14 protein-coding genes and 2 tRNA genes are annotated in these 16,484 nt (G+C 74.2%); 2 read left to right on the top strand and 14 right to left on the bottom strand.

The window, feature by feature from the left end; genetic code table 11:
- Nucleotides 1–55 precede the first annotated feature (55 nt).
- The 8 genes from holA to leuS form a co-directional block, all read right to left on the bottom strand.
- On the bottom strand, nt 56–1,045 hold the full coding sequence (gene holA / locus ACFWJB_RS33480; RefSeq protein ID WP_386926968.1) for a DNA polymerase III subunit delta: 990 nt from the start codon (nt 1,043–1,045) through the stop codon (nt 56–58).
- Between the two features lie 136 nt (nt 1,046–1,181).
- The gene (locus ACFWJB_RS33475; RefSeq protein WP_385473165.1) at nt 1,182–1,427 is read right to left on the bottom strand and encodes a hypothetical protein; all 246 of its coding nucleotides are present in this window, start codon (nt 1,425–1,427) and stop codon (nt 1,182–1,184) included.
- Between the two features lie 98 nt (nt 1,428–1,525).
- On the bottom strand, nt 1,526–2,353 hold the full coding sequence (locus ACFWJB_RS33470) for an arylamine N-acetyltransferase (protein WP_386926966.1): 828 nt from the start codon (nt 2,351–2,353) through the stop codon (nt 1,526–1,528).
- A gap of 4 nt (nt 2,354–2,357) precedes the next feature.
- Nucleotides 2,358–5,000, bottom strand: a complete 2,643-nt coding sequence (locus ACFWJB_RS33465; protein WP_386926964.1) for a ComEC/Rec2 family competence protein — start codon at nt 4,998–5,000, stop codon at nt 2,358–2,360.
- Nucleotides 4,997–6,091: a helix-hairpin-helix domain-containing protein gene (locus ACFWJB_RS33460; protein WP_386926962.1), complete on the bottom strand. Its 1,095-nt coding sequence runs from the start codon at nt 6,089–6,091 to the stop codon at nt 4,997–4,999. Before ACFWJB_RS33460 ends, ACFWJB_RS33465 begins: the two co-directional genes overlap by 4 nt.
- Nucleotides 6,092–6,221: 130 nt before the next feature.
- A complete protein-coding gene (locus ACFWJB_RS33455; RefSeq protein ID WP_386926960.1) occupies nt 6,222–7,067 on the bottom strand; it encodes a DegV family protein in 846 nt (281 codons plus the stop codon).
- Between the two features lie 72 nt (nt 7,068–7,139).
- Nucleotides 7,140–7,874, bottom strand: a complete 735-nt coding sequence (locus tag ACFWJB_RS33450) for a hypothetical protein (RefSeq protein WP_386926958.1) — start codon at nt 7,872–7,874, stop codon at nt 7,140–7,142.
- A gap of 150 nt (nt 7,875–8,024) precedes the next feature.
- Nucleotides 8,025–10,904, bottom strand: coding sequence for a leucine--tRNA ligase (gene leuS, locus ACFWJB_RS33445; RefSeq protein ID WP_385468285.1), 2,880 nt, complete (start codon nt 10,902–10,904; stop codon nt 8,025–8,027).
- Between the two features lie 527 nt (nt 10,905–11,431).
- Here leuS and ACFWJB_RS33440 point away from each other — a divergent pair.
- Complete coding sequence (locus ACFWJB_RS33440) at nt 11,432–12,655, top strand: cytochrome b/b6 domain-containing protein (protein ID WP_385468282.1); 1,224 nt, start codon at nt 11,432–11,434, stop codon at nt 12,653–12,655.
- Complete coding sequence (locus tag ACFWJB_RS33435) at nt 12,652–14,262, top strand: NADH-ubiquinone oxidoreductase-F iron-sulfur binding region domain-containing protein (protein ID WP_385468279.1); 1,611 nt, start codon at nt 12,652–12,654, stop codon at nt 14,260–14,262. Before ACFWJB_RS33440 ends, ACFWJB_RS33435 begins: the two co-directional genes overlap by 4 nt.
- Nucleotides 14,263–14,317: 55 nt before the next feature.
- Here the strand turns inward: ACFWJB_RS33435 and ACFWJB_RS33430 are convergent.
- From ACFWJB_RS33430 to rsfS, 6 genes are all read right to left on the bottom strand, one after another.
- Nucleotides 14,318–14,390, bottom strand: a tRNA-Ala gene (locus ACFWJB_RS33430).
- Between the two features lie 113 nt (nt 14,391–14,503).
- Nucleotides 14,504–14,737 (bottom strand): hypothetical protein, encoded by a 234-nt coding sequence (locus ACFWJB_RS33425; protein WP_003976229.1) that lies wholly within the window; start codon nt 14,735–14,737, stop codon nt 14,504–14,506.
- 3 nt (nt 14,738–14,740) lie between these two features.
- Nucleotides 14,741–14,914, bottom strand: a complete 174-nt coding sequence (locus ACFWJB_RS33420; protein WP_385468277.1) for a hypothetical protein — start codon at nt 14,912–14,914, stop codon at nt 14,741–14,743.
- A gap of 210 nt (nt 14,915–15,124) precedes the next feature.
- Nucleotides 15,125–15,197: transfer RNA gene (locus tag ACFWJB_RS33415), tRNA-Ala, on the bottom strand.
- A 120-nt stretch (nt 15,198–15,317) separates the two neighbouring features.
- Nucleotides 15,318–15,989: a histidine phosphatase family protein gene (locus ACFWJB_RS33410; protein ID WP_385468275.1), complete on the bottom strand. Its 672-nt coding sequence runs from the start codon at nt 15,987–15,989 to the stop codon at nt 15,318–15,320.
- Nucleotides 15,986–16,432, bottom strand: coding sequence for a ribosome silencing factor (gene rsfS / locus ACFWJB_RS33405; protein WP_356196810.1), 447 nt, complete (start codon nt 16,430–16,432; stop codon nt 15,986–15,988). Before rsfS ends, ACFWJB_RS33410 begins: the two co-directional genes overlap by 4 nt.
- Between the last annotated feature and the right edge of the window lie 52 nt (nt 16,433–16,484).

Genomic DNA, 16,484 nt, shown 5'->3' with positions numbered 1-16,484 from the left:
TCCCCAGGACGGCCACCGGGGCCTTCGGTGTGAACGGCCGCCGGAACGACGGGCTCTACGCCCGTCCCCGCGAACGCGCCGCCCGGGCGATGGTCACCACGGCCTTCTCCAGCGCGTACTCCGGGTCGTCGCTGCCGCCCTTGACCCCGGCGTCCGCCTCGGCCACCGCGCGCAGGGCCACGGACACGCCGTCCGGTGTCCACCCGCGCATCTGCTGCCGGACGCGGTCGATCTTCCAGGGCGGCATCCCGAGCTCGCGGGCGAGGTCGGCGGGGCGCCCGCCGCGCGCGGACGACAGCTTGCCGATGGCCCGCACGCCCTGGGCGAGCGCGCTGGTGATCAGCACCGGCGCCACTCCGGTCGCCAGCGACCAGCGCAGCGCCTCCAGTGCCTCCGCCGCCCGTCCCTCGACCGCCCGGTCGGCGACGGTGAAGCTGGAGGCCTCCGCGCGTCCGGTGTAGTACCGCCCGACGACCGCCTCGTCGATCGTCCCCTCGACGTCCGCGGCCAGCTGCGACACCGCCGACGCCAACTCCCGCAGGTCGCTGCCGATGGCGTCGACCAGCGCCTGGCACGCCTCCGGGGTGGCCGACCGCCCGGCGGTGCGGAACTCCGCCCGCACGAACGCCAGCCGGTCCGCGGGCTTGGTCATCTTCGGGCACGCCACCTCGCGCGCCCCCGCCTTGCGCGCGGCGTCCAGCAGGCCCTTGCCCTTGGCGCCGCCCGCGTGCAGCAGGACGAGGGTGATCTCCTCGGCCGGTGCGCCGAGGTAGCCCTTGACGTCCTTGACCGTGTCGGCGGACAGGTCCTGCGCGTTGCGTACGACCACGACCTTGCGCTCGGCGAAGAGCGAGGGGCTGGTGAGCTCGGCGAGCGTGCCGGGCTGGAGCTGGTCGGGGGTCAGGTCGCGGACGTCCGTGTCGGCGTCGGCGGCCTTCGCGGCGGCCACCACCTCCTGCACGGCACGGTCGAGCAGGAGGTCCTCCTGGCCCACGGCAAGGGTCACCGGGGCGAGCGGGTCGTCATTCGCAGTCTTCCTGGCCATCGTGACAAGCATCGCACGCACCACCGACAGCGAGCCCCGGCCCGCGACGCCGCGCGGCTCCCGCGACGCCCCCGGCTCCCGCGACTCCCCCCGGCTCCCGGAGCGGCCGACTCCCGGGCGGCCCGCAGCGGCCGGGCTACGGCTCCTCGCGCCAGCCGTCCCACGCGCGTACGAACTCGTCGAGCGCGCCGGGGTCCAGCCGCTCGTCCTCGTCCCGCAGGACGACCAGCCACTGGGCGTCCTCGGCGTCGTCCTCACCGGCCAGGGCGTCCCGGACGAGCTGCGGCTCCTCGGCGAGCCCGAACCGCTCCCCGAGCTCCTGGGCCACCTCCTCCGCGGCGTCGCGGTCGGGCAGCACCAGGACATGTCTCACGTCACTCACACGCACCATTGTCGGGCACGGGACTGCGAGCGAACTCCCAGGTGGGGGGCCACGCGTCCGGGCCCGGCCCCCTCACCGGCCGGCTCCGCCCGGCTCCCTCACCGGCCGGGCGGAGACGGCACCCGGTCGAGGTGGATGCCGAAGAGGTCCCGGTAGGCCGCCAGCACCTCCTCGTCCGCCGCCAGTTCGCGTGCCTCCCGTCCCCCGTCGGCGGCCGTCGTCGTGAGCCGGCGCCCGCTGAGCGTGATCCGTCCGCCGTCCTCCGTGAGCCGTGAGCACACCGGCGCCTTCAGGAAGTGCGACCGGGGCGAGGTGCTGTGCCACCACGCGCCGGACACGAAGTCACCGAGCACCCTCGGGCGCGGCTCCAGCCGGTACACGGGCTTCCCGTCGCACAGCACGTCCAGGTCGGCCGCCCGGGCCGGATCGTGGCCGCCGCCCGCCCCGGCCGCGTCCGGACCCGCCTCCGCGATCCGGAACACTCCCCCGGGATCCTTCTGCTCGCCCCGCTCCCCGAACTCCAGCGGGCCGTGGCTGTGCGCCCCGAACCCGACGTCGGCCAGCCAGTCGCCCGCGTCCACCGTCCGCACGAGCAGCGCCAGATGGTCGTACGGGATCCCGAGCGCACCCCCGTCCCCGTACACCCGCGCCGCGAGCAGCGTGACCTCGTACCCGAGCGCGCTCAGCAACGCGCCGAAGAGGCCGTTGAGTTCGTAGCAGAACCCGCCGCGACGGGCGTCGACGACCTTGCCCAGCAGCCGTTCCCGCTCCAGCACGATCTCCTCGCCCAGGTGGACGGAGAGGTTCTCGAACGGCACCGTCCGCAGATGGCGCAGGTGCAGCTCGCGCAGGGCGTCGAGGGTGGGCCGTGCCGGGCGCCCGGCGCCCAGGCGGCGGAGGTAGGCGTCGATCTGTCGTGTCTCCATTCGCTCAGTCTCCCGCGACCCGCAACGCCTCCCCCGTGCCGGTCACCGCAAGCGCCCCGTCCCGGTCCGTGCGCAGCACCATCGCACCCCCGGCCCGCAGTGCCGCGACCGTGCCGGGGGCCGGGTGTCCGTACGGGTTGTCCTCGCCGCAGCTGATCAGCGCCAGGCGCGGCGCCACCCGCCGTATCAGGGCGGGGTCCTGGTGGGCGGAGCCGTGGTGGGCCACCTTCAGCACGTCGGCCCCTTCCAGCGCGGCGGCCGCCGGTGACCTCGCCAACTGTTGCTGGGCCGGGGGCTCAAGGTCCCCGAGCAGCAGCAGGCGCAGCCCGGCCGTGCGCACCAGCAGCGTGACGCTGGCGTCGTTGGGGCTCGCCGTGCTCGCCGTGCCCGTCGGTGGGTCCGGTGCCGGGGCCGTCGGCGCGCCCGGCACCGTGCCCGGCCGCGGTTCCCGCGGTGGCGCCGGCGGTGGCCAGACCACCTCCCAGGACAGCGCTCCGGTCCGCCGCTGTTCCCCGGCGGCGGCGGACCGCACGGGGATCCGTCGTGCCGCCGCCAGTCTGCGGACGAACCCGGCCTGGTCCGCGGGCTCCTCGAGTCCGGTCGTCTCGATCGCGCCCACCGGCCGGCCCCGCAGCACCCCGGGCAGGCCCGCCACGTGGTCGGCGTGGAAGTGGGTCAGTACGACCAGCGGGATCTCGGTGATGCCGAGCGAGCGCAGACAGCGGTCGACGAGCACCGGATCGGGCCCGGCGTCCACGACCACTCCCGCGCCCGGGCCGGCCGCGAGCACCAGGGCGTCCCCCTGCCCCACGTCGCACATCACCATGCGCCACCCCGGCGGCGGCCACCCCGTGATCACCCGTGGCAGCGGCCCCGGCTGCACCACCGCGAGCACCAGCAGCAACGCGCAGACACCGCACCACCAGGGATGCCGCAGCAGCCGCCGGCCGACGAGCAGCACGCCCGCCGTGGCGAGGGCGAGCAGCGCCGCCCCCGTCCAGCCGCCGGGCCAGTCCACGCCCGCTCCGGGCAGCGCGGCCCCGGTGCGGGCGGTCCCCGCGATCCACCCGGCCGGCCAACCCGCGCACCAGGCGAACGCCTTGGCCACCGGCATCGCCAACGGCGCCGTCGCGAGGGCCGCGAAGCCCAGCACCGTCGCCGGCGCCACCGCGAACTCCACCAGCAGGTTGCACGGCACCGCCACCAGGCTCACCCGGGCCGACAGCACGGCGACCACCGGCGCGCACAGGGCCTGCGCGGCGCCGGCGGCGGCCAGCGCCTCGGCGAGCCGGGGCGGCACCCGGCGCCGGCGCAGCGCCGCGCTCCACCGCGGCGCGAGCGTGAGCAGGGCGCCGGTGGCCAGTACGGAGAGCAGGAAGCCGTAACTGCGGGCGAGCCACGGGTCGTACAGCACCAGCAGCAGGACGGCGGTCGCCAGTGCCGGGAGCAGGGACCTGCGGCGGCCGGTGGCCAGGGCGAGCAGGGCGACGGATCCGCACGCGGCCGCCCGCAGCACGCTCGGATCGGGCCGGCACACCACGACGAAGGCCAGGGCGAGCACCCCGCCGAGCAGCGCGGTCGTCCGCAGGGAGATCCCGAGGCGCGGCGCCAGCCCCCGGCGTTCGCTGTACTGGGCCAGCCCGGGCGGTCCGAGCAGCAGCGCGAGCACGATCGTGAAGTTGGCCCCGGACACGGCCAGCGTGTGCGCGAGGTCGGTCTCCTTGAATGCCTCCTCCAGCTCGGGCGTGACGCGGGAGGTGTCCCCGACGACCAGGCCCGGCAGCAGTGCCCTGGCGTCCGAGGGCAGCCCGTCGGTGGCCTCCCGCAGTCCCGCGCGCAGCCGGCCGGCCGTCCGCTGCGGCCCGGACGGCCCGGCCACCACGTCCGGTGCCTCCTGGCCCCGCACCCGCAGCACGGCGGCGATCCGGTCCCCGCCCGCCCTCGGGGGCACCGTCCGCGCGTCGACGCGCAGCCGCGTGCTCGGCAGCAGGGCGAGCCAGGGTCCGGCGCCCGGCCCGCCACCGGCGGCGCGGGGACCTCCGGCCGCGGCGGCCGAGGCACCGCCCGGCCTTCCGGTACCGGCACCGGTGTCGACGAGCACCAGCACCGGCGTCCGCGTCGCCACCGTCCTCCCGTCGGCCTGCCGCACCCGGCGTACGTCGGCCTCGATCACCACGGCCGGCGGTGCCGCGCGGTCCCCGCGGACCCGGGGCCGGGTCGGCCGGGGATCCGCGGTGATCTCCACCTCGGCGGTCACGGTGGCGTACTGCCGGGCCAGCTCCGGGAGGGGACCGCGGCGCAGGTCCGCTCCGTGCAGCGCCGCCGAGGCGGCGGACGCGGCCACGCAGAGGAGCACGGCGGCGGCCGGCACGGGGGCCCAGCCACGCCCCGCGCGCCGTCGCGTCCCCAGCAGCGCACCGGCCGCCGCCACGCAGCCGAGCACCACACCGAGGGACCACCGCGGTGCCGCGTCCAGCATCAGCGCCGCCGTCGCCCAGGCGGCCAGGGCGGGCGGTACGAGCCGCAGGTCCGCGGGGCCCTCCTGCCGGGGGCGGGCGGCGCCGAGCCGGTGCCCGGACGCGGCGTGGACGGCGGCGCGGGCGTCGTCGGGGTTCGCCCCCGTCGCCGGCCCCGTGGGCGCGCTCATGGCCGGACGAGGTCGCGCAGATCGGCGAAGCGCCGCTCGCCGATGCCGTTGACCTCGCGCAGCTCGTCCACCGACCGGAAGCCGCCGTGCTGCGTGCGGTAGTCGACGATGTGCCGGGCCAGGACGGGGCCGACGCCCGGCAGCGTCTCGAGCTGCTCCGCGGTCGCCGTGTTGAGGGAGACCGGGGCCGTTCCCGTCGCCGGGCCGGCCGGGCCGCCCGGGGCCGTGCCGCCCGGGACGGCTCCCGCGCCGGGCGGCACAGGCACTCCGACGATCACCTGTTCGCCGTCCACGAGGAAGCGGGCCCGGTTCAGGCCGTCGGTGCCGGTGCCCGGCCGCACGCCTCCGGCCGCCCGCAGGGCGTCCTCGACCCGGGAGCCGGCCGGCAGGCGGTGGACGCCGGGTTCGCGGACCTTGCCGGCGACGTCCACGACGATCCCGGCACCGGCCGGGGCCGTCCCAGCGGGCCGGGGGGCGCCGGCAGCCGCGCCCTCGCCGGTCTCCGCCGCGCCCGGCTCCGGTGTGCCGTGGGTGGCCACCTCCCGCACCATCTCGGGTGCCGCCACCGTCCCGGTGCGGCCGGTCCAGAAGTGCTGCGCTGCGAGGCCCGCGGCGACGACGAGCAGCACCGTGAGCGCGGCCACGCTGCGCCGCTCCATCCCGCACCGGTTCTGCAGCCACACCGGCATCCGCTCCCGCAGCGCGGGCCCGACCCGCTCCCGCCAGGACGGTGCGAGGGCGCCTGCCGGCGGGGCGGCCTCCGCGGGTCCGGCGCCGTCGGGCCCGGCGCCGTCGGGCCCGGCGCCGTCGGGCCCGGCGCCGTCGGGCCCGGCGAGGACACCGCCGGGCGCCCCGGCGGCCCCCGTCCCGCCGGGCGGCCCCGTCCCCGACTCCCCCGGCTCCTCCTCACCCGGTTCGGCGAAGAGCGCCTGCGCCCGACGGCGGAGCTCCTCCGCCGGCGCGTGACGGTGCCGTGCCCGGCCGTGCGGACGCGGGCGGCGCCGGGACGGCCGGGTGCGGCCGTCGGACGCCGGTCCACGGCCCGGTCCGCTGCTCGCGGCCGCTGTGCGGGAACGTGATCGAAGAGCCATGCGCCGAGGATCGGGCACCCCGGCCGTCCCGCGACGATCATGGCCGATCTCCGTGGACGGGGACCGGGTTGTGGATATCTCCCCCACCCTCACAGGTGAGGGCGGGCGGCGACGCGGCTCTCCCGCCGGTCTACCGGGGCGAGACCACGACTCCGAGCAGTCCGGGTCCGGTGTGCGCCCCGATCACCGCGCCGACCTCGCTCACGTGCAGGTCGGCCAGCCCCGGCACCCGGTCCCGCAGGCGGTTTGCCAGGGCCGACGCCCGGTCGGGGGCGGCGAGATGGTGGACGGCGACGTCGACCGGGGCGCTGCCCGCGCGGTCCGCGACGATCTCCTCCAGGCGGACGATCGCCTTCGAGGCCGTCCGCACCTTCTCCAGCGGTTCGATGCGGCCGCCGTCGAGCTGGAGCAGCGGCTTCACTGCGAGCGCGGAGCCGAACAGCGCCTGTGCCGCCCCGATCCGGCCGCCGCGGCGCAGGTAGTCGAGGGTGTCGACGTAGAAGTAGGCGGCCGTGCCCGCGGCCCGTTTCTCCGCGGCCGTGACCGCCTCGTCCACCGTGCCGCCCGTCTCCGCCGCCCCGGCCGCGGCGAGCGCGCAGAACCCGAGGGCCATCGCGATCATCCCGGTGTCCACGACCCGCACGGGGACCGGCGCCTCGCGCGCGGCGACGACCGCGGCGTCGTAGGTGCCCGAGAGTTCGGCGGACAGGTGCAGGGAGACGATGCCGTCGGCGCCCGACTCGGCGATCCTGCGGTAGGTCTCGGCGAAGAGGGCGGGGCTGGGGCGCGAGGTGGTGACCGGGCGGCGCTTCTGCAGGGCCTGGGCCAGCGAGCGGGTCGAGATCTCGGTGCCCTCCTCCAGCGCCCGGTCTCCCAGGACCACGGTCAGGGGGACCGCGGTGATGCGGTGCCGCTCCATCGTCCGGGCCGGGAGGTAGGCCGTTGAATCCGTGACGATCGCGACATGGCGGGACATGAGCTGGAGGTTACCTGCCGTAGTGCCCCCACGGCAGACCGGCCCCGGCGACCGGCGCGGAGGGTCCCCCGGTCAGGCCGTGTTCTCCGGGCGGGCCTGCTTCTGCCAGGGGTGCACGGGCCGCGGGCCGGGCGGGGTGATGGCGGGCCGCGCCGGCTCCTGGGCCTCGTCCTGCCGCGGCGGCTCGGGCCAGGTCTGCCCGGCGGCCGGGGCGTCGGCGGCCGGGGCCTCGGGCCAGGACCGCGGCGCGGCGGCGGGCCCGGCGTCCGTCCAGTGCCGCAGGGCACCCGCCTCGACGTCGATCTGGGCGCTGAGCGAGTCCAGGTCGTCGTCCGCGAAGTGGCGGGCCCGGTCACGGGCCGCCCAGCGCAGGGACTCCGCCGACCGCGTGATGCGCTCGGTGCGCTCGCGCAGCCCGGGCAGGCGCTCGGCGAGCGTGGCCCGGTCCGGCTCCGACTCCAGCCGCCGCAGCTCACCGTCCAGTTCGAACCCGTGCGCGCTGAGCCGCTCGAAGAGGGCGAGGGACTCCTTCAGGGACTCGTCCTCGGCCGCGCCCGCGTGCAGCGCGTCCTGCGTGGCCCGCATCGAGGTCCGCAGCTTCAGCCGCAGCTGTGCCAGCTCCGCCGCCGGGCCCACCTGGACGAGGGACTTGGCCCGCAGGGTGTGGTCCTCGACCGTGCGGCGGGCCTGGGTGATGCCGCGGTCCACGCTGCGCTTGGCGGCGCCGACCGCCTTCACCGTGGCGTAGACGCCCAGCACGACGGCGAGCACGAAGAGCAGGGCGAAGACTGTGATGACCGCTTCCACGAAGCTCCTCCTCGAACCGTCCGGCCCGCCCACCGGGCAGGCCGCGGCGCCCGCCGCGCCGCTCTTCCACGGTAAACGCAACGGGCAGGCCCGGGGTTCCACACGAACCCCGAACCTGCCCGTAGGGGACCACCCCGAGCGGTCGGCCGGTCAGGCCGGGACGATGTTCACCAGCTTCGGCGCCCGCACGATCACCTTGCGGATCCCGGCCTCGCCCAGCGCGGCCACGACCTTCTCGTCGGCCAGCGCCGCCTTCTCCAGCTCCTCGTCGGAGATGGACGGGGCGACCTCCAGCCGCGCCTTGACCTTGCCCTTGATCTGCACGACGCAGGTCACCGTCTCGTCCACGACGTACGCCGGGTCGGCGACCGGGAAGTCCCGGTGGACGACCGAGTCGGTGTGGCCCAGCCTGCGCCACAGCTCCTCGGCGATGTGCGGGGCCAGCGGCGCGACCATCAGCACCAGCGGCTCGGCGACCGAGCGCGCGACCGGGCCGCCCGCCTTCGTCAGGTGGTTGTTCAGCTCGGTGACCTTGGCGATGGCGGTGTTGAACCGCATGCCCTCCAGGTCCTGCCGCACCCCGTCGATCGCCTTGTGCAGCGCGCGCAGCGTGTCCTCGTCGGGCTCGGTGTCGGCGACCGTCAGCTCGCCGCTGTCCTCGTCGACGACGTTGCGCCACAGCCGCTGCAGCAGCCGGAACTGGCCCACCACCGCGCGCGTGTCCCACGGCCGGGAGACGTCCAGGGGGCCCATCGCCATCTCGTACAGGCGCAGGGTGTCGGCGCCGTACTCGGCGCAGATCTCGTCCGGGGTGACCGCGTTCTTCAGGGACTTGCCCATCTTGCCCAGCAGCCGGGAGACCTTCTCGCCCTGGTACCAGTAGGCGCCGTCTCGCTCCTCGACCTCGGCGGCCGGCACCGCGATGCCGCGGCTGTCGCGGTAGACGTATGCCTGGATCATGCCCTGGTTGAACAGCTTGTGGAACGGCTCGGCCGAGGACACGTGTCCCAGGTCGAACAGCACCTTGGACCAGAAGCGCGCGTACAGCAGGTGCAGCACGGCGTGCTCGGCGCCGCCGACGTACAGGTCCACGCCACCGTGCGGCAGGCCCTCGCGCGGGCCCATCCAGTACTGCTCGATCTCCGGGTCGACCAGCTGCTCGCTGTTGTGCGGGTCCAGGTAGCGCAGCTCGTACCAGCAGGAACCGGCCCAGTTGGGCATGGTGTTGGTCTCGCGCCGGTACTTCTTCGGGCCGTCGCCCAGGTCCAGGGTGACGTGGACCCAGTCCTCGTTGCGGGACAGCGGCGTCTCGGGCCGGGTGTCGGCGTCGTCCGGGTCGAAGGTGCGCGGGGAGTAGTCCTCGACCTCGGGCAGCTCCAGCGGCAGCATCGACTCGGGCAGCGCGTGGGCGATGCCGTCCTCGTCGTAGACGATCGGGAAGGGCTCGCCCCAGTAGCGCTGGCGGCTGAACAGCCAGTCGCGCAGGCGGAAGTTGACGGTGCCCGCGCCGCGGCCCTCGCGCTCCAGCCACTCGGTGATGCGCGCCTTGGCCTCGACGACGGACAGGCCGTCCAGGGAGACCTCGTCGTTCGACGAGTTGATGATCTTCGCGTCGTACGAGGCGAACGCGTTCTCCCAGGTGGAGGTGTCGGTGCCGCGGCCGTCGGTCGGCTCGACGATGCAGGTGATCGGCAGCTCGAAGGCGCGCGCGAACTCGAAGTCGCGCTGGTCGCCGGCCGGCACGGCCATGATGGCGCCGGTGCCGTAGCCCATCAGGACGTAGTCGGCGACGAAGACCGGGACCTGCTCGCCGTTGACCGGGTTCGTGGCGTACGCGCCGATGAAGACACCGGTCTTGTCCTTGGCCTCGGCCTGCCGCTCGACGTCGGACTTCGACGCGGCCTGCGCGCGGTACGCGGCGACGGCCTCGGCGGGGGTGGCGTGACCGCCGGTCCACACGTCGTGGGTGCCCTCGGGCCAGGCGTCCGGGGTGAACTTCTCGACCAGCGGGTGCTCGGGCGCCAGCACCATGTAGGTGGCGCCGAACAGGGTGTCGGGGCGGGTGGTGAAGACGGTGATGTTCTCGCCGTCGATGGGGAAGTCGACGCGGGCGCCCTCGGAGCGGCCGATCCAGTTGCGCTGCTGCAGCTTGATGGCCTCGGGCCAGTCCAGCGCGTCCAGGTCCTCCAGCAGCCGGTCGGCGTAGGCGGTGATGCGCATGTTCCACTGGCGCAGCTTGGACTTGAAGACGGGGAAGTTGCCGCGCTCGGAGCGGCCGTCGGCGGTGACCTCCTCGTTGGCCAGCACGGTGCCCAGGCCGGGGCACCAGTTGACGGGCGCGTCGGAGGCGTAGGCCAGGCGGTACTCGCCCAGGACGTCGGCGCGCTCGGCCTCGGTCAGCTCGTTCCAGGAGCGGTCGCCGCGGACGCCGCGCTCACCGGACTCGAACTGCGCGACCAGCTCGGCGATGGGGCGGGCCCTCCGCGCCTCCTCGTCGTACCAGGAGTTGAAGATCTGCAGGAAGATCCACTGGGTCCACTTGTAGTACTCGGGGTCGATCGTGGCGAACGACCGGCGCTTGTCGTGGCCCAGGCCCAGCCGGCGCAGCTGGGACTTCATGTTCTCCATGTTGGCCTCGGTCGACACGCGCGGGTGCGTGCCGGTCTGCACGGCGTACTGCTCGGCGGGCAGTCCGAAGGCGTCGAAGCCCAGGGTGTGCAGGACGTTGTGGCCGGTCATCCGCTGGAAGCGGGCGTAGACGTCGGTCGCGATGTAGCCCAGGGGGTGGCCGACGTGCAGGCCCGCACCCGAGGGGTACGGGAACATGTCCATGATGAACTTCTTGGGCCGGGCGACCAGCTCCGGGTCCCCCGCCAGGTCACCCTTGGGGTTCGGCGCGGCGTACGTCCCCTCGGCGTCCCAGAAGTCCTGCCAGCGTGCCTCGATCTCGGCGGCCAGGGCAGCCGTGTAGCGGTGCGGCGCGGCGTCCGCCGACACAGGGGCGGTCGCCGCGGGGTTCGTCTCGCTCATGATCCTCAAAGCTCCATCGATCGTCTCTGCCAGCGGCTGCGACATTCAAGACCAGCGGCTGCGGATGCCGGGAAATGAAAAATCCCCTCGCACAGGAGGGGACGCCGCGCCGATTCCGGCCACCGGACTACGACCGGGGTCGGGACTGATCAGCGCGGCTCGCTAAGCAGAAGGCGTACGGCACGCATGGCGTCAGGGTACCGCAGTCGCCGATCGGGCCGCGACGGGCTTCCATGCCGGCCGGTGTCCCCCGCCGGCCGCCGGGATTCCCGCACCACCTGAACCAAGGTCAAAGGTTACTTCGCGTAACGACCACTAAGGGGCAACACAACGAGCGGATTGTCATTTGATAACAGCGCAATAACTCAAACCTCGTACTCACGAGTACGGCGCGACCTAGAGTGCGGCTGCGGGACCGCCTTCCCGAACCGCTTCGGAGTTGCCCCCATGAACCCTCCCCTGCACGACCCCCGCAGTAACCGTCCGTCCCCCTCCCCCGCCGCCGTGACGCGCGGAGGTGTCTCGCGGTGACGACCGACAGCACGGCGGACGACACCTTCGCCCAGTTCCTGGACTTCGGCGCCGGCGTCCTCTCCCTCGTCTTCCTGAGCTGCTCGGTGATCTGGGGACTGGTCGCCCAGGACCGGATCGTCCTCGACACGCGCCGGCGGATCCTCGCCCAGGCGGTGCACCGGAGCACCGCCGTCGCCTCGGTCGTGTTCCTCCTGATCCACATCGTGGTCAAGCTGCTGCTGGACCACACCACGTGGGTCGCCGCGGTGATCCCGTTCGGGCTCCTGGCGACGGAGGACGAGGCGTTCGGCGGCAGAGCCTTCCTGATCGGCCTCGGCACCGTGGCCAGCATGCTCATGATCTTCGTGGGCGTCACCGGTGCCCTGCGCAACCGCTTCGCCTCCCCCGCCCCGGTCGCCGCCCGCTGGCGGGCCATGCACATGCTGGCCTACCCGGCCTGGTGCGCCGCGCTGCTGCACGGGCTCTACGCGGGTCGCGCGGCGAAGCCGGTCTTCACCTTCCTGTACGGCCTGTCCCTGCTCGGCGTCATGGCCGCCCTGGCGCTGCGCGCGGCCCCCCGCCCGGTCAAGCGCCGGGTGGCCGACCGGATCGCCGGGTTCCTCGGGACGGAGGCCCGGGAGGAGCCGGCGGAGCCCCGGGCCTGGGCGACGGCCGGCGCCGCGCTGCCGGGCCAGGGGCGCCGCGAGGCTGCCTCGCCGCGCGTGCCGTCCCCGTCCGGGCCGCTGTACGAGCCCGCGGAGCGCCTCGCTCCCCCTCCCCCGGAGCCGCCGAACGGCTTCGCGGCGGCCTACCGCGCCGTCTCCGGCCCGTCCCGGGCACGGCAGCGGCCGCTGACCGCCGACCCGGCCGAGCTCCCGCCGGACCTGCGGCCCACCGAGGTGTTCCCGCTCGTCGACAGCGGCGCGAGCGTCTCGGGCAGCTGGCCGGTCCCGTCGCCGCCCCCGGTCGGCGAGGCGCCCCCGTCGGCCTACGACCCGCTCCAGGACACCGGACACACCATCCCGGCCTACGGCGATCCGGGCACGTCCGGCCACGGCGGACGTGACGTGTACGACACCGGTGAGACAAACAGCCCCTACGGCACGTACAACCCGCCAGACACGTACAACAGCGGTCCCGCCACTGAACCAGCCCCCGGTGCGTCCCCCAGGTCCCGCGACTTCGACGCACCGGGTTCGGGCGAACCCTGGAACACGCCTTCCGGAGGCTCTTGGTGAACGAGGCCCTGCCCGACGTCCCCGAAGTCCGCGTGGTCGGTCTTCCCCAGCTCACGTCGGGCTTCGACCTTGTCGAACGACTGGATCTGCCCATGCACCTCAAGGTGCACGGCCCGCTCGAACCCCTGGGCGGCGAGCAGCTCGCCCAGCTCGCCGAACGCATCAACCTCAGGGGCCGCGGCGGCGCGGGCTTCCCCTTCCACAAGAAGCTGCGCTCGGTCGCCGAATCGGCGATCAAGCGCGGCGTCCGGCCGGTCGTCGTCGTCAACGGCAGCGAGGACGAACCGGCCTGCCGCAAGGACACGGTGCTCATCAACCGTGCCCCGCACCTCATCCTGGACGGCGCGCTGCTGTGCGCCGAGGCCATGGGCGCCCGCACCCTCGTCATCGGGGTGACCCGGGAGTCCACGCAGCGCTCCATGGAGGCCGCGCTCGCCGAACGCGGCCTGAGCAACGGGCGCCGCTCCGCCCTGCGCGCCCGCGTGCAGCGCAATCCGGTGCGGATGGTCACCGGCGCGGCGGCCTCGCTGATCCGCTCCATCGACGGCGGCCCGGCCATCCCGCCCGGCCGCAAGGTCAGCGCGTCGAAGAGCGGCGTCGGCGGCGCCCCGACCCTGCTGTCCAACGCCGAGACCTTCGCCCAGCTGGCGATCGCCGCCCGCATCGGCCCGGAGCGCTACGGCAACACCGGCCTGTACGACGAGCCGGGCACCGTCATGCTCACGGTCTCCGGCGCGGTGGCCCGCCCGATGGTGATCGAGGTGCCCACGGGCGTGCCGCTGCGCTACGTCCTCCAGCTGGCCGGCGCCCCGCCGGTGCCGCAGGGCGTGCTGACCGGCGGCTACCACGGCAAGTGGATCGACGCGGCGACCGTGGACGAGGCGATCGTCTCCCGCAACTCGCTCCAGCAGGTGGGCGGCTCGCTCGGCGCGGGCGCGATCCTGCCGATCGGTCAGAACACCTGCCCGCTGGGCGAGTCGCTGCGGGTGGCGCAGTGGCTGGCCCAGGAGAGCGCGGGCCAGTGCGGCCCCTGCTACCTCGGTCTGCCGGCCGCGGCGCGCGGCATGGAGGACATCCTGAACGGCGGCGGACCGGCCGCCCTCGAGGCGCTCAAGCAGGTCGCCAGGAACGTCAAGCGGCGCGGCGCCTGCTCGCACCCGGACGGTTCGGCGATGTTCCTGGAGTCGACCGTCAAGGCGTTCACGGACGACCTCGCGGCCCACGTCCTCGGCAACGGCTGCGGGCGGCCCGTGGAGGGCGTCCTGCCGCTCTTCGAGGGCGGCACGGCCCCGACGGGCGTCCCGGGCGGCGGGGAGGAGAACGGCCCCAGCCGGCAGAAGATCTACGTCGACTGGACGCTGTGCCGCGGCCACGGCCTGTGCGCGGACATCCTCCCGGAGGTCTTCGAGCTCGGCGCCGACGGCTTCCCGACGGTGGCGCAGGCGGACGTCCCGCGTTTCGCGGAGGCCAAGGCGGTGCGCGCGGTGCGCCGCTGCCCGGCGCTCGCCCTGCGCATCGAGGAGGACACCCGCGGACAGGCGCCGTCCTCGCGCACCAATCTGCCGGTGCTCTCCCAGGGCCGGGGCCGCCGGGCGCTCGGACGCTGAGCGGGAGCCGGACACGAACGAACCCCCCGGATCGGTGATCCGGGGGGTTCTTCTGTGGAGCTAAGGAGAATTGAACTCCTGACCTCCTGCATGCCATGCAGGCGCTCTACCAACTGAGCTATAGCCCCTTGTTCCTGCGTTCCGCCCGGTTTCCCCGGCGGCGACGCCAACATTACACGGTCCACCGGGCCCAACACCAAATCGTTTCCCGTTTGCCCGTTTCGCCCTCTTGTGACGGTCGTTACGCCGTCACGAACGAGTAGAAGCGCTTGAGCGTGCAGTGCTCCTCCAGGAGCCGGCCGTAGATCGGCTCGCCCTCGAGTTCGCGGTAGGTCTCGATCGGGTCGCCCTTTATGATCAGCGCCCGCGCGCACTCCTCGCACCAGTACTGGTAGTCCGGGTTGACCGGCTCCATGTCCCGCACGATCGGGGTGCCGCTGCCGCACCAGTCGCACTTCCGCCTGTGTGCACCCATCGGTCAGCTCCAGCTGTGGCCGCAGGCCGTGCACACGTAGGAGATGCCGCCGTTGTCACCGAGGACCTGGGCGACGTGTGCGGAACCGCAGGAAGGGCAGCTGAGACGGGTGACCGTGTTCCGTGCCACCGCTCCGTCGAGGAGGTGACCGACCTCCTCGAGGATGCTCGCAGGCATCGCCACTCCCTCCCGTCGGGCCGCGGTCCCTTCCGGCCGTTTGATTCTGCCACGACCGGGCCAATACGGTCAGCGACGCCCGAGTACCGGTCCGGACACGGAGCCGCGCGGCGCCCACGGGGGTATACGTCCGCGGGGGCGCGGTTGCTCAACGGCGCGGGCAACGAAAAATCCCGCCCCCCGAGGGGGACGGGATTCGTCCGTGGGCTGTGGAGCTAAGGAGAATTGAACTCCTGACCTCCTGCATGCCATGCAGGCGCTCTACCAACTGAGCTATAGCCCCTTGCTGCCACCCGGTAGGACCGTGTGGTCTTTCGCTCCGCTCGGCGGGGCGAACAAGAAGAACTTTAGCCTGCGACCTGCCGGAAAGTGAAATCCGGGTCCCGGGCCCGCCGTCCGCGGCTCAGTCGTCGTCGCCGAGCACCGGTTCCGGCAGGGTGCCGGCGTTGTGCTCCAGCAGACGCCAGCCGCGGGCGCCCTCGCCCAGGACGGACCAGCAGCAGTTGGTCAGGCCGCCGAGGCTCTCCCAGCTGTGCGGCTCCAGCCCGAGGAGGCGTCCGATGGTGGTGCGGATGGTGCCGCCGTGGCTGACCACGACGAGGGTGCCGTCCTCGGGGAGCTTGTCGACGTGCCGCAGCACCACGGGGGCGGCGCGGTCGGCCACCTCGGTCTCCAGCTCGCCGCCGCCGCGCCGGACGGGCTCACCGCGCTTCCACGCGGTGTACTCCTCGCCGTGCCGGGCGATGATCTCGTCGTGCGTCAGGCCCTGCCAGGCGCCCGCGTAGGTCTCCCGCAGGCCCTCCTCGAGCGTCACCTCCAGGCCGGTGAGCGCGGCGAGCTCGGCGGCCGTGTTCACGGCCCGGCCGAGGTCGGAGGCGATGATCGCGTCGGGTCCCAGGCCGACCAGCAGCCGGGCGGCGCGGCGGGCCTGGGCGACGCCGGTCCCGGTGAGCTCGACGTCCGTGGTGCCCTGGAAGCGGCGCTCCACGTTCCAGGACGTCTGGCCGTGCCGCCACAGGATGACGCGCCTGCCGCGGCCCGGCCTCCCGGCCGTCACCTCACCGGTGGCGCTCATCGCCAGTCCCCGTCGGTCTCCGTCGCCTCCTCGGCGGCCTGGAGCCTGGCGTGCTCCTCCGCCTTGCCGCGGGTCTCCTTGGCGTCGGCGGGGAGCTCCAGCTCGGGGCAGTCCTTCCACAGGCGCTCCAGGGCGTAGAAGACGCGCTCCTCGCTGTGCTGGACGTGGACGACGATGTCGACGTAGTCGAGCAGGACCCAGCGGGCCTCGCGGTCGCCCTCGCGGCGGACCGGCTTGGCGCCGAGTTCCTTGTTCAGCCGCTCCTCGATCTCGTCGACGATCGACTTGACCTGGCGGTCGTTGGGGGCGGAGGCCAGCAGGAAGGCGTCCGTGATCGACAGCACGTCGCTGACGTCGTAGGCGATGATGTCGTGCGCGAGCTTGTCGGCTGCCGCCTGCGCGGCGGTGTTGATGAGTTCGATGGAGCGGTCGGTCGCGGTCACTGCGTGGCTTTCGGTCGGCGGTCGGTTGACCTCAAGGGTCTCACGACCGCCG

Origin of the sequence: Streptomyces sp. NPDC127100 (assembly GCF_042724095.1) — a bacterium.
In the GTDB taxonomy this organism is placed as follows: domain Bacteria; phylum Actinomycetota; class Actinomycetes; order Streptomycetales; family Streptomycetaceae; genus Streptomyces.
Note: the sequence above shows the minus strand (reverse complement) of the source record. Positions and strands in the feature narration are given on the sequence as shown.

What these genes read in the sequence shown, in the direction of transcription:
- holA (WP_386926968.1), bottom strand. Translation starts at nt 1,045, where the DNA reads ATGGCCAGGAAGACTGCGAATGACGACCCGCTCGCCCCGGTGACCCTT.
- ACFWJB_RS33470 (WP_386926966.1), bottom strand. Translation starts at nt 2,353, where the DNA reads ATGGAGACACGACAGATCGACGCCTACCTCCGCCGCCTGGGCGCCGGG.
- ACFWJB_RS33465 (WP_386926964.1), bottom strand. Translation starts at nt 5,000, where the DNA reads ATGAGCGCGCCCACGGGGCCGGCGACGGGGGCGAACCCCGACGACGCC.
- ACFWJB_RS33460 (WP_386926962.1), bottom strand. Translation starts at nt 6,091, where the DNA reads ATGGCTCTTCGATCACGTTCCCGCACAGCGGCCGCGAGCAGCGGACCG.
- ACFWJB_RS33455 (WP_386926960.1), bottom strand. Translation starts at nt 7,067, where the DNA reads ATGTCCCGCCATGTCGCGATCGTCACGGATTCAACGGCCTACCTCCCG.
- leuS (WP_385468285.1), bottom strand. Translation starts at nt 10,904, where the DNA reads ATGAGCGAGACGAACCCCGCGGCGACCGCCCCTGTGTCGGCGGACGCC.
- ACFWJB_RS33425 (WP_003976229.1), bottom strand. Translation starts at nt 14,737, where the DNA reads ATGGGTGCACACAGGCGGAAGTGCGACTGGTGCGGCAGCGGCACCCCG.
- ACFWJB_RS33420 (WP_385468277.1), bottom strand. Translation starts at nt 14,914, where the DNA reads ATGCCTGCGAGCATCCTCGAGGAGGTCGGTCACCTCCTCGACGGAGCG.
- ACFWJB_RS33410 (WP_385468275.1), bottom strand. Translation starts at nt 15,989, where the DNA reads ATGAGCGCCACCGGTGAGGTGACGGCCGGGAGGCCGGGCCGCGGCAGG.